General features: G+C 68.5%; 9 protein-coding genes. 4 read left to right on the top strand and 5 right to left on the bottom strand.

Annotation, left to right across the window (positions count from 1 at the left end; all coding sequences use genetic code 11):
* Window positions 1–86: 86 nt before the first annotated feature.
* Complete coding sequence (locus FHX72_RS12315; RefSeq protein WP_338110126.1) at window positions 87–788, bottom strand: GntR family transcriptional regulator; 702 nt, start codon at window positions 786–788, stop codon at window positions 87–89.
* Between the two features lie 203 nt (window positions 789–991).
* On the opposite strand from FHX72_RS12315, the gene FHX72_RS12310 reads away from it, so the two are divergent.
* A complete protein-coding gene (locus FHX72_RS12310; RefSeq protein WP_068476753.1) occupies window positions 992–2,803 on the top strand; it encodes an L-lactate permease in 1,812 nt (603 codons plus the stop codon).
* Window positions 2,794–5,670 (top strand): FAD-binding and (Fe-S)-binding domain-containing protein, encoded by a 2,877-nt coding sequence (locus FHX72_RS12305; protein WP_183625477.1) that lies wholly within the window; start codon window positions 2,794–2,796, stop codon window positions 5,668–5,670. Before FHX72_RS12310 ends, FHX72_RS12305 begins: the two co-directional genes overlap by 10 nt.
* Window positions 5,671–5,692: 22 nt before the next feature.
* Here FHX72_RS12305 and FHX72_RS12300 read toward each other — a convergent pair whose 3' ends face one another.
* Entirely contained in the window at window positions 5,693–6,547 is an 855-nt protein-coding gene (locus FHX72_RS12300) for a sugar nucleotide-binding protein (protein ID WP_183625474.1), read from the bottom strand.
* A gap of 168 nt (window positions 6,548–6,715) precedes the next feature.
* Here FHX72_RS12300 and FHX72_RS12295 point away from each other — a divergent pair, with 168 nt between their 5' ends.
* Window positions 6,716–7,525: a thymidylate synthase gene (locus FHX72_RS12295; RefSeq protein ID WP_068494105.1), complete on the top strand. Its 810-nt coding sequence runs from the start codon at window positions 6,716–6,718 to the stop codon at window positions 7,523–7,525.
* Window positions 7,522–8,178 (top strand): dihydrofolate reductase, encoded by a 657-nt coding sequence (locus tag FHX72_RS12290; RefSeq protein WP_183625472.1) that lies wholly within the window; start codon window positions 7,522–7,524, stop codon window positions 8,176–8,178. The genes FHX72_RS12295 and FHX72_RS12290 overlap by 4 nt, the downstream gene beginning before the upstream one ends.
* 156 nt (window positions 8,179–8,334) lie before the next feature.
* On the opposite strand, the gene FHX72_RS12285 is transcribed toward FHX72_RS12290, so the two are convergent.
* From FHX72_RS12285 to efeB, 3 genes are all read right to left on the bottom strand, one after another.
* Complete coding sequence (locus tag FHX72_RS12285) at window positions 8,335–9,909, bottom strand: sensor histidine kinase (RefSeq protein ID WP_183625470.1); 1,575 nt, start codon at window positions 9,907–9,909, stop codon at window positions 8,335–8,337.
* Window positions 9,906–10,655: a response regulator transcription factor gene (locus FHX72_RS12280; RefSeq protein WP_068476746.1), complete on the bottom strand. Its 750-nt coding sequence runs from the start codon at window positions 10,653–10,655 to the stop codon at window positions 9,906–9,908. The genes FHX72_RS12285 and FHX72_RS12280 overlap by 4 nt, the downstream gene beginning before the upstream one ends.
* A gap of 65 nt (window positions 10,656–10,720) precedes the next feature.
* Complete coding sequence (efeB, locus tag FHX72_RS12275) at window positions 10,721–12,064, bottom strand: iron uptake transporter deferrochelatase/peroxidase subunit (protein ID WP_183625468.1); 1,344 nt, start codon at window positions 12,062–12,064, stop codon at window positions 10,721–10,723.
* Window position 12,065 lies beyond the last annotated feature (1 nt).

The following is a 12,065-nucleotide window of genomic DNA, read 5'->3' as shown; positions in this document are numbered from 1 at the left end:
CGGGTGAGTCGACTGCGGCGGAGCGTTGCGCCAGATGGCGCCCCGACCAGTATTACCGCGTCGCGTCGCGCCGCGACCCGCGAGCGCTACTGCGTGAACACAACCTCGGTAGCGGGCGGCGCGGCGGCCTCCGGGCCGGCTTCGCCGCCGAGGCGCTCGGCGAGGCGCTCGCGCGCACGCCCGATATGCACGCGGAGGACCTCGGCTGCACGATCTCCCTCACCCGCCTCGATGAGTTCGAGGAGGTGCTCGTGTTCGGCGGCGATCAGTCCCGCGGGCAGGAGTTCAGCGCCCTGCACCTGCGACATGCAGAAGACCACTTCGGAGGCGAGCGAGTCGTACATACGACTGGTGCGTTCACTAGCAAGCGCGTCGACCAACGAGCGATGGAAGCGCATGTCTGGCTCGACAATGTCGCGGGGCGATGCGCCCGCGAGCGCCTTGATGGCTTCGTTCGCTTCGCGTGCGTGGCTCGGCACGAGGCGTTTTTCTGCAAGCTCACGCAGCACCTCAGCCTCGACGATGGCTCGAGTTCGGTAGATATCGCGAGCGTCTTCTGGGTTCATGCGCAGCACGCGGGCGGTCTTGTGCGCGCGCCGCTCGAGGAGCCGGTCGCGCACGAGGTTTTCAATGGCCGCCTTGGCGGTGGGACGTGCAACGTCGTACTCGATTGAGACTTCAACCTCGGCGAGGGGCGCACCCGGCTGCAGCTCGCCCGTGAGGATGCGCTGCCGCAGATCGGCGGTGACGGCCTCGATGACCGAGACGACTCCCAGGAGTGACGGCACGACTGCTCCTTGCGTTTCACGAGGCGGATTCCACGAGACGGGTTTCATGAGGCCGGCACTCGCGAGCCTCGGACCGAAGCGTACGCCAGCGAACCCTGAACGCACACTTGACTAACATGCAAACTTGTCTAACAATATGACTTGTCGCGAATCGGTCATCGGTTCCGCGCCAACAACACACACCGCTCAATGAGGAGACACGCGTGTTCCAACAGATTCTCGACCCGGTCTTCGGGTCGCTTGGCCTCTCGGCGTTGGTTGCCGTCGTGCCACTCGTCACCCTGTTTGTGCTGCTCGGAGTGTTCCGGGTGAAGGCGTGGAAGGCCGCACTGGTCAGCCTGGCCCTCTCGATCATCCTGGCCATCTCGGTCTGGCAAATGCCGCCGCTGCAGGCACTTAGCGCCACCGCGGAGGGCGCGCTCTACGGCGTCGTCCCGATCCTCTGGATCCTGGTCACCGCGCTCTGGGTGTACCGCCTCAGCGTTGTCACCGGCTGGTTTGAGGTTCTCGGCGAGCGGGTGCGTGCCGTGAGCGACGACCAGCGAGTACTCGCGATCCTCATCGCGTTCTGCTTCGGCGCGCTCCTCGAATCGCTGGCGGGCTTCGGCGCCCCGGTCGCGATCTCCGCGGCCATGCTGATGGCAGCGGGCATGAAGCCCCTCAAGGCCGCGGTTGTCTCCCTCCTCGCGAACACCGCCCCGGTGGCGTTCGGCGCGATGGCTGCCCCCATCATCACGCTCAGCGCGGTCACCGGCATCGATATCGACGTGCTCTCGCAGATGGCCGGCCGCCAGACGCCGTTTGTGGCCGTCATCGTGCCGCTCATCCTTGTTTTCCTGGTTGACGGGATGCGCGGGGTCCGGCAGACCTGGCCCGTCGCGCTTGTCGCTGGTGTCGTGTTTGGCCTCGCCCAGTTCGTGACCGCGAACTACATCGCCGTCGAGATCACCGACATCGTCGCCGCAGTCGTGACGGTGGCCGCGGTGCTCCTCATGCTGCGCGTCTGGCAGCCGAAGGTGCCGCTCTCGTTCCCCGAGGACGGGGAAGGCGAGCAGTCGCTTGCCGGAGCCGCTGACGGCACCGAGCCGGCCGCATCCGCTGGCCACACGACAGGCCGCACAGCCTCCGGCACGAGCAACAACGGCGGCGGAACCAACGCCGGCGCAACGCCAAACCGGGGTGGCGGCTCCACGACAACCACGGTCACGCGCACGGTGCTCGCCTCGGAGAGCGAGCAGACGATCGACAAGAGCAAGTACAGCGAGCGCAAGCTGACCTGGTACGCGGTCCTGCCGTACGTCGTCATCATCGCGGTCTTCTCGGTCAGCCAGATCCCCGTCATCAAGGAGTGGCTGAGCGTCAACGGCACGTTTGTGTTCCAGTGGCCCGGCCTCGACGTGGTCAGCCCGGCCGGCGACCCCGTCGGCGCGATGACCTTCAAGCTTGGCCACATCGGCGCCACGGGCACGCTCCTGCTCCTTTCGGGCATCATCGTCACGGCGCTCTACAAGATCTCGCCGCGGCGGGCCCTCGGCGCCTTCACGGAGACCATCCACCAGCTGCGCTTCACGATCATCACCGTCGTCGCCGTGCTTGCCCTCTCCTTTGTCATGAACCTCTCCGGGCAGACGCAGAGCCTCGGCTTTGCGCTCGCCTCTGCCGGCGGATTCTTTGCGCTGCTCTCGCCGCTCATCGGCTGGGTTGGTGTGGCCATCACCGGCTCCGACACCTCCTCCAACTCCCTCTTTGGCCTGCTGCAGGTCACGGCGGCGACGCAGGCCGGGCTCGACCCCGTGCTCATGGCGTCGGCGAACTCGTCGGCGGGTGTGCTCGGCAAGATGCTGTCGCCGCAGAACCTCGCCGTTGCGGCAGCCGCGGTCGGCATGGCGGGCAAGGAGGGCGACATCTTCCGGAAGCTCATCGGGTGGAGCCTCGGGATGCTGGTCCTCTTCACCGGCTTCATCTACCTGCAGTCCACCCCGATCCTGAGCTGGATGGTGCCGGCATGGCCGTGACCCAGACCCTGACCCCAAGCGAGTCGACGCCCGTCCAGGCCGGCGATGGGAGCATCCACTCGCTGGTTGCTGCCGCCGTGGGCGACGGCGAGCGCATCAAGCGGCGCGCGATCGACCGGGTTGCAAACGCGAGCGACGCCTCGCACTTCCTCCTCACCCCGCAGGCGGTCGTCATCGCGGCCGACACCGCTGAGGTTGCTGCGATTCTGCGCGCGGCGAGCGCCACCCAGACGCGCGTCACGTTCCGATCGGGTGGGACAAGCCTCTCCGGGCAGGCATCGGGTGACGACCTCTTGGTTGACGTGCGCCAGCGGTTTAAGCGCATCGAAGTCCTCGACGGCGGCGCCCGCGTGCGGGTGCAACCGGGGGCAACCGTCCGTCAGGTGAACGGTCGGCTCCTGCGGCACGGCTACCGACTTGGGCCAGACCCGGCCAGCGAGGCGGCGTGCACAATCGGGGGCGTCGTGGCAAACAACTCGAGCGGCATGGCTTGCGGCATCACCGAGAACACCTACCAGACGCTTGAATCGATGATCATCGTTCTTCCGAGCGGCACCACCATCAACACGGCGGCGGCGGACGCGGATGCACAACTCCGGGCCCAGGAACCCGCGCTCGTTGACGGGCTCCTGCGGTTGCGGCGGCGTGTGCTCGACAACCCGACCTCCGTGTCGATCATCGCGAGGCAGTTCGCGATGAAAAACACGATGGGGTACGCGGTCAACGCCTTCCTTGACTTCGAGTCGCCCGTGCAACTGCTTGCGCACCTCATCATCGGCAGCGAGGGCACACTCGCGTTTGTGGCCGAGGCAACGTACCGCTGCGTACCCATCCGCCGCGAGATCACGACGGGGCTCGCGATCTTCTCGTCTCTCGACGAGGCGACCAGGGCGCTCCCGGAACTCGTGGCGACGAGGGCCGCAACCCTCGAGCTGATGGATGCCACGAGCATCCGCGTCGGGCAGAGTTTCGACGACGCACCGGCCGAGATCCGTGGCTTCGAGGTGGCGGGCGAGGCCGCCCTGCTGATCGAGTACCACGCCGACAGCCGCGCTGAGCTGGACGAGCTTGCCGCAGGCGGCCAGGGTGCGCTCGGCGGTTTCGACCTCCGCTCCCCGGTGCGCCTCTCAACAAACCCGGTGGAGCGGGCCACCGCGTGGAAGCTCCGCAAGGGGCTCTACGCCTCGGTCGCCGGGGCCCGCCCGACGGGCACGACGGCGCTGCTCGAGGACATCGTTGTGCCGGTGCCGTCGCTGGCACCAACCTGCGACGCCCTGCAGGACCTCTTCGCGAAATACAACTACCGCGACAGCGTCATCTTCGGGCACGCGAAGGACGGCAACATCCACTTCATGCTCACTGACCGCTTCGAAGGCGACGAGGCGCTTGGGCGCTACGTCGACTTCACGGAAGACATGGTCGAGCTTGTGCTTGGCGCGCACGGCAACCTCAAGGCCGAGCACGGCACCGGGCGCGTCATGGCACCCTATGTTCGCCGCCAGTACGGTGACGAGATTTACGACGTCATGGTGCAGCTGAAGCGGCTGTGCGACCCGACTGGCATGCTGAACCCGGGGGTCATCATCAACGACGACCCGAACGCCCACCTCAAAGACCTCAAGCACGCCGAGACCATCGAGGTTGAGGCCGACCGCTGCGTCGAGTGTGGGTACTGCGAGCCGGTGTGCCCAAGCAAGAACCTGACGCTCACGCCGAGGCAGCGCATCGTCACGCGTCGCGCCATGGCGCGCGCTGAGGCTGACGGCAGCCGCGAGCTGCTCGCCGAGCTCGAGCGCGACTACGACTACTCCGGCATCGACACCTGCGCCGTCGACAGCATGTGCGTGACGGCCTGCCCGGTGCTCATCGACACCGGTCAGCTCGTGAAGCGCCTGCGCCGCGAGCGCCAGAACCCGGTTCTGGCGGCTGGCTGGCAGCTCGCGGCGAAGGCCTGGGGGCCGGTAACGCGTGCCGGTTCGATGGCGCTGACCGTCGCGGATGCACTGCCAGCGCCACTCGTGACCGGCACCACGAACGTGGGTCGCGCCCTCGTGGGCGCCGACATGCTGCCGCAGTACGCCGACGACCTGCCCGCAGGCGGGAGCGCCAGGCGACCACTCGCCGGGACGATCGGGGCCGGCAACGGCGACCCCGTCGCCGTGTACCTACCGGCCTGCGTCAACAGCATGTTCGGGGCGGAGGGCACCGGAATCGGCGTCGCGAGCGCGTTCGAGCGTCTCCTCGAGCGCGCCGGGGTGCGCGTTTTGGTCCCGCAGGGCATCGAGTCGCTCTGCTGCGGAACCCCCTGGTCGTCGAAGGGGTACACGGGCGGCCACAAGACGATGTCGACGCGGGTTGCCGAGGCGATCCGCGTCGCGAGCAACGACGGCGCCCTGCCGATCATCAGCGACGCGTCCAGCTGCACCGAGGGTTTCGCGCACATCGTCGAGGGGGCCGGGCTCAGTGCCTCGGTTGAAGATCTCGTCTCGTTTGTCGCGAGGGTTGTGCTGCCGAAGCTCGGTACCGTCGAGCCGGTCGTCGAGTCGTTGGTGCTGCATCCAACCTGCTCCTCAACGCAGATGGGTCTCAACCCTGCGCTGAATGCGGTTGGCGCCGCCGTCGCCAGCACCGTCACCGTGCCCGACTCGTGGGGCTGCTGCGGGTTCGCCGGCGACCGCGGCATGCTCCACCCGGAGCTGACCGCCTCGGCCACAGTGGCGGAGGCAGCCGAAGTGGCAAGCCTCGGCGCCGATGCGCACGCCTCCTGCAACCGCACCTGCGAGATGGGCATGAGCCGAGCCACCGGTGAAAGCTACCGGCACGTCGTGGAGCTGCTTGAGGAGGCGACGCGGGCACCAAGCGCCTGAGGCGCGGACCGGCTAGCCGCGCTTAGTGCCGCCCACGCGCGCGGATGATTTCCGCGTACCCGTCCCGGTAGCTCGGGTAGTCAAGCGAGCAGAGGAGGGCGTGCATCCGCTTGCCGCTCAGGAGAGTGCCGCTCGGCTCTTCGGGGTGGATGCGCGGGGGCGCGGGGGCCCCAAGCTGCTCGGCCACGAAGGTGGCCACGTCGCCGAGGGGCGCGGGTCCGGCGTCGGTCGCGTGCAGGAGCGTGGGGGCGTCGGCGCGGTCGAGCATCGCCTCGATCGCGCGCACGAGGTCGCTCTCGTGCACCCGGTTCGTGCGGCGCGCGTACTGGATCGGGTCCCCCGCTAGGACCCGCCGGATGAGGCTGTCCCGGCCCGGCCCGTAAATCCCCGAGGGCCGAATGATGGATGCGCCAAACAAGTCAACCGCGCTCCGTTCGCCATTCACGAGCGAACGGGCCCTCACGGAGGTCGGTGCGGGCGCGTCCGCTTCGCTGATCTCGGTGCCGTCGCCGCGCCCTTCGAATACGCGAGTGGACGATACAAACACGACCCGCCCAGGAATGCTCGGCAGACCAGCCGCGAGGTTCTCGAGCGAGCGCAAATACCCGGCGGGGGCGATTTCCCCGTCGATGACGGGCGGCGGGAGGGTGACCACCAGCGCGTCGACGCCGGGCAGGGCGAGGGGCGGCAGTTCGGGGTCGGCGAGGTTGGCGCGAAGGAGTTTCACGCCTGGCCCGCCGTCGACTTCGCCGCGGCGCACACCGAACACCTGCGTGCCCCTGGCCGAATAACGCTCGGCCAGACGCGCCCCGAGTTTGCCGAAGCCAGCGATGAGGAGGCGGGCGGGCGCGGACTGGTTCGTGGCGGGAACGCTCATCCCACGAGCGTAGGTGCCCCTCCCTCGAGTCTCCCGAACCGGTCGCCCATCCGAGGTCGAGGGTGCCCATCGGCGCCGGCTCACGGTGGATGAGCCGAGAATGTCACCTGGCGACTTGACCTGTGCACAACGGGTCACCAGAGACCCGCCGGGGCGTATCCTCGGGACGTGACTTCGGAGATCCTGACCCCGTACGAAGACCTGCTGCGCGACGTCCTCGAGAACGGCGCGCACAAGTCCGACCGCACCGGCACGGGGACGCGCAGCGTGTTCGGCCGCCAGCTGCGGTTCGACCTGTCGGAGAGCTTCCCGCTCATCACGACGAAGCGCGTGCACTTCAAGTCGATCGCCTACGAGCTGCTGTGGTTCCTGCGCGGCGACTCGAACGTCGGTTGGCTGCAAGAGCGCGGAGTGAAGATCTGGGACGAGTGGGCCGACGAGAACGGCGACCTCGGCCCCGTCTACGGCGTGCAGTGGCGCTCCTGGCCCACCCCCGAGGGCGGGCACATCGACCAGATCGAGCAGGTCGTCGCGCAGATCCGCGCCAACCCCGACTCGCGCCGACACATCGTCACCGCCTGGAACCCCGCCGAGATCTCGACCATGGCACTGCCCCCGTGCCACGCGCTGTTCCAGTTCTACGTCGCCGACGGCAAGCTCTCATGCCAGCTCTACCAGCGCAGCGCCGACCTCTTCCTCGGCGTTCCGTTCAACATCGCCTCCTACGCCATGCTGACGCTCATGGTTGCGCAGCAGACGGGCCTCGAGCCCGGCGAGTTCGTGTGGACGGGCGGCGACGTCCACATTTACGACAACCACGAGGAGCAGGTGCGGGAGCAGCTCACGCGTGACCCGTACCCGTACCCGCAGCTGCGCATCCACCGCACGCCTGACACGATCTTCGACTACGAGTTCGAGGACTTCGAGGTCGCGAACTACCAGCACCACCCCACGATCCGCGCGGCGATCGCCGTATGAGCGACGCGGCAGGCGCGACCTGGGCGGCGGATGTTGTCCGTGCGGAGACAGAGGGCGTCGCCGGCGACGGCCTGACGGTCGGGCTGGTCTGGGCGCAGGCGAATGGCCGTGTGATCGGCGCCGAGGGCGGCATCCCGTGGCATGTGCCTGAGGACCTGGCGCACTTCAAAGCCGTTACGGTGAAGCACCCCGTCATCATGGGGCGCAAGACCTGGGACTCGCTTCCCGAACGATTCCGGCCGCTGCCCGGGCGGCGCAACATCGTCGTGACCCGGCAGGACGAGTGGGTTGCCGCGGGCGCCGAGCGTGCAGGGTCGCTCGAGGATGCGATCGCCCTGGCCGGGAGCTTCAGCGGCTCCGGCTCCGGCTCCGGCTCCGACTCCGACGGAGCTGGCTCTGCCCTTGACGGCAGCACCGTGGGCGCTCCCACCGAAGCCTGGATCATGGGCGGCGGCGAGCTCTACCGCGAGGCCATCGCTAGCGCCGACCGCCTCGAAGTGACCGAGATCGACCTCGAGGTCGCTGGCGACGCCTACGCCCCCGACTGGTCTGGCGACGAGTGGCGGGTGGATGCTCGCGAGCCGTCAGAAGGCTGGCTCGAGTCCCGCACGGGCATCCGCTACCGCTTCCTGAGCCTCACCCGCTCCGCCTGACCGCCTCGACTCGAGCCGCCACACGGTCGACGCCGCGAGGTGAGGCGCCGCGCCGACCCGCGCACGGAAGCAGATCGCTGCCAGTCGATTCGCCCTTCAGCGCGCCGCGGAAAGGGCAACTTGACTGGCAGCGATCGATAACGGCGGTGGCTTGAGCTACGCCTTCAGGGGCGGACCAGCCAGAGGTAGCCGCACTGTGAAGCGTGTTTCGCCTGGCTTGCTGTCGACGGCGATCGTGCCGCCGTGCGCATCCACGACGCTCTTGACGATCGAGAGGCCGAGGCCCGTGCCCCGCGTGACCGGGATGGCACTGGCCTCCGTCTCGCCGCGCGTACGCGAGACGTCGCCACGCACGAAGCGCTCGAAGAGGTGCTCGAGCACGCCGGGGTCGATGCCTGGGCCGTCGTCAACAACGCTCAGCGCCGCCTGCCCGCCGTCGACGCCGAGCGTCAGCGAGACGTTGGTACCGGCCGGGGTGTGTGCGTTGGCGTTGGCCAGCAGGTTCGACACGACTCGACGCAGCTGCGCCTCGTTGCCTGCCACCTCGATGGCGACCCCTGGGATGTCGAGGTTCCACTTGTGATCCGGCCAGGCGGCGTGCGCGTCGCCGATCGACTCGAGCGCGATGAGCGATAGGTCGACAGGGACGTGCTCCGTCTCGACGCCTTCATCGAGTCGAGCGAGCAGCAGCAGCTCCTCGACAAGCGCCGTCATGCGCACCGATTCCGAGTCGATGCGCTCCAGCGCCCGTGCCGTGTCCTCTGGCAGGTCGGCGCGGCTGCGGCGGGTCAGCTCCGAATAACCGCGGATGGAAGCGAGCGGCGTGCGCAGCTCGTGGCTCGCATCCGCGACGAACTGGCGCATCTTCGCCTCGCTCGCCTCCCGCGCGGTGAACGCGCGCGAGATGTGCCCGAGCATCGTGTTGAAGGCCTGCCCCATTCGACCGACCTCGGTCCGGGGGTCGGCGTCCCTGGGCTCGACTCGCACGTCGAGGGCCGCGTCGCCCGACGTGAGCGGCAGCTTCGAGATGCTCGTCGCGAGGTGCTCAACTCGTTCGAGCGGGGCCATGGATGCGCGAATCCACCTGGACGTGAAGAGCGCGGCAAGCGCGATGCCGAGCAGCCCGATGAGCGCGATCATGAGACTCAACGTGGTCGTGGTCGCGTTGACGTCGCCCAACGGCAACGCGATGACGACGCCGTAGCCGGCTGGCCCTTCACTTGCCTGCGCGCGAACCTCCCCGATGCCGTCGACGGTCACCGTGTGCGCCTGGCCGTCCTGCGGCACGGTCGCGAGCGACTCCGCGATGCTCTCCGAGATCAAGACGACTTCGCCGAGGCTGTTCAGTGCGCCGGCCGAGATGACTGTGCCGCTGTCGATGACGGCACCGACGGTCCCTTCCGCCTGCCCTGGCAGCTTCAGCACGAACGTCGCGTTGGGGGTGATCGAGAGCGGCCCGCCGGAGCCGCCAGGCCCTCCAGCCCCCTCCCGCCCGCGGTCGCTCGCCGACGACAGCTGCTGATCGAGCCGGTCGACGAGCACGTTGTGCAGCAGCGTCACGCTCACGGCGCCGATGGTGGCGGTCACGATGACGAGGGTCGCGACGAGCCCCAGCACGAGGCGACGCCGGAGCGTCAGCGGCGCGCGCGAAGAGGTCGAGGCGCGCGAGGACGCCGAGGTTGTAACGGGCGCTGAGGGGGTCGCCTCAGGCGCTCCCCCTGCAGAGCTCATTCCGCGGCCTTGAGCATGTACCCCACACCGCGCACGGTGCTGATCATGGGCTCGCGGCCAGCATCCACCTTCTTGCGCAGGTAGGAGATGTAGAGCTCAACGACGGTCTCGCGTCCGCCGAAGTCATAGCTCCACACGTGGTCGAGGATCTGCGCTTTCGACAGCACGCGTCGCGGGTTGCGCATGAGAAAGCGCAGCAGCTCGAACTCGGTGGCGGTGAGCTCGATGAGGTCCTCACCCCGGCGAACTTCGTAGCTCTCCTCGTCGAGGCTGAGGTCGCCGACGCGCAGGACCGGGTCGTTCGCCCCACCCTGCGTCAGCATGGAGCGCCGAACGAGGCCGCGCACGCGCGCGATGACCTCTTCGAGGCTGAAGGGCTTCGTGACGTAGTCGTCCCCACCCGCCGTGAGCCCGGCGAGGCGGTCGGCGAGTGCATCCTTCGCGGTGAGGAACAGCACGGGAAGCGTCTCGTCGTCGGCGCGGATGCGGTGCAGCAGAGTAAGCCCGTCGGTGTCGGGCAGCATGATGTCGAGCACGGCGGCGTGCGGCTTGAACTCGCGCGCGACCTTCACAGCGGATGCACCGTCCGCTGCCGTGCGAACCTCCCACCCCTCGTAGCGCAAAGCCATTCTGAGGAGGTCGGTGAGCGAGGGCTCGTCGTCGACGACAAGCACTCGGATGGCGGACCCGTCGGCCGCCTTGAGCATCGGGCCGAGCCGTGAGCTCGACTGATCGGTTGCAGGCATGCCTCTAGTCTCCTCGTTCATCTATGAAGAGCCTATGAGAAGCCTGGGCGGCGGCTATGCGCTGTTCAGGCGAACAGAGTCTCCCCCACGAAGCCGCCTTCGCGGGCGCCGGGAGGGATCGCCCAGATTCCGCTGCCCGTGTGCTTGATGTACTCGTTGAGCAGGTCGGTGCTGAGCGACTGCTGCACGCGGATGAACTGCTCCGGGTCCCGCTGGTACGACAGGAAGAAGAGTCCGGCGTTGAGTCGACCGAGCTCGTCGTTGCCGTCGACGAAGTTGTAGCCGCGGCGCAGCAGCCGAGCTCCAGCGTTCTTCGTGGGGTGAGAGAGGGCGACGTGCGAGTTCGCGTCGATTGCTGGTTGCCCGAACGTGGTGTTGCTCTCGACGACGAAGTCGGGCTCAGTGAACTCCTCGCCCCCACTGAGTGGAGCCCCGGCCCGCTTGTCGCGGCCGATGATCTGCTCCTGCTCCTCGAGCCTCACCCGGTCCCACGACTCGATCATCATGCGGATGCGCCGCGCCACCAGGAAGGAACCCCCGGCCAGCCAGTCGGCCCCGTCGCCGAGCGCGACCCACACGTGCTCGGCGGTCGCGCTCGTCTCCTCGGCCTTGACGTTGGCAGTGCCGTCCTTGAAGCCGAAGAGGTTGCGCGGTGTGGCCTGGCTCGTCGACGTCGACGAGGTGCGGCCGAAGCCCAACTGCGACCAACGGAGGATCACGCGGCCGAAGCCGATGCGCGTGAGGTTGCGAATGGCGTGCACCGCGACCTGCGGGTCGTCGGCACATGCCTGAATGCAGAGGTCGCCGCCGGAGAGCTCGCTCTCGAGCGCGTCACCAGAGAACCGAGGGAGCTGCGTGAGCTTCGCCGGCTGTTTGCTCGCGAGCCGAAAGCGGTCGACGCCGTCACCGTCGACGAAGAGCGTCGGCCCGAAGCCAAACGTGATGGTGAGCGCCGACGGCGGCAGGCCCATGGCCTCGCCCGTGTCGTCAGGTGGGGCTAGGGGTGATCCGCCGACGGCGCCGGAGGCGGAGACGTCGAGGCCCTGCACGAGGCGGGACGACGCGTAGCTCCAGTCCTGCAGCAGCTCGACGAGCTCCTCGCGGGTGGTGCCCTCGCGCACGTCGAAGGTCGCGAAGTGGAGGCGATCCTGCGCCGGCGTGACGATGCCGGCCTGGTGCTCGCCGTTGAAGGGGTACTGGGTGCCGCTGCCCGCATGGGACGTGGCACCCGCACCGGTTGCGGCGGCGATGCCGTACCCGCCTGCACCACCAGCAGCAATGCCCGCCGCGCCCGCGCCGAGCAGCCCGAGCAGCCCGCGTCGCGAGAGGCCACCGCCCGCGGCTGGCTCCGAGTCCGCCGCAGCGGGCCGACGGGCCGCCGTCGAACCGGACCTCGAGGTCCCAGGCACA

The organism is Pseudoclavibacter helvolus (assembly GCF_014191305.1).
Taxonomy (GTDB): domain Bacteria; phylum Actinomycetota; class Actinomycetes; order Actinomycetales; family Microbacteriaceae; genus Pseudoclavibacter; species Pseudoclavibacter helvolus.
This window is presented reverse-complemented; position numbering and strand designations above follow the sequence as displayed.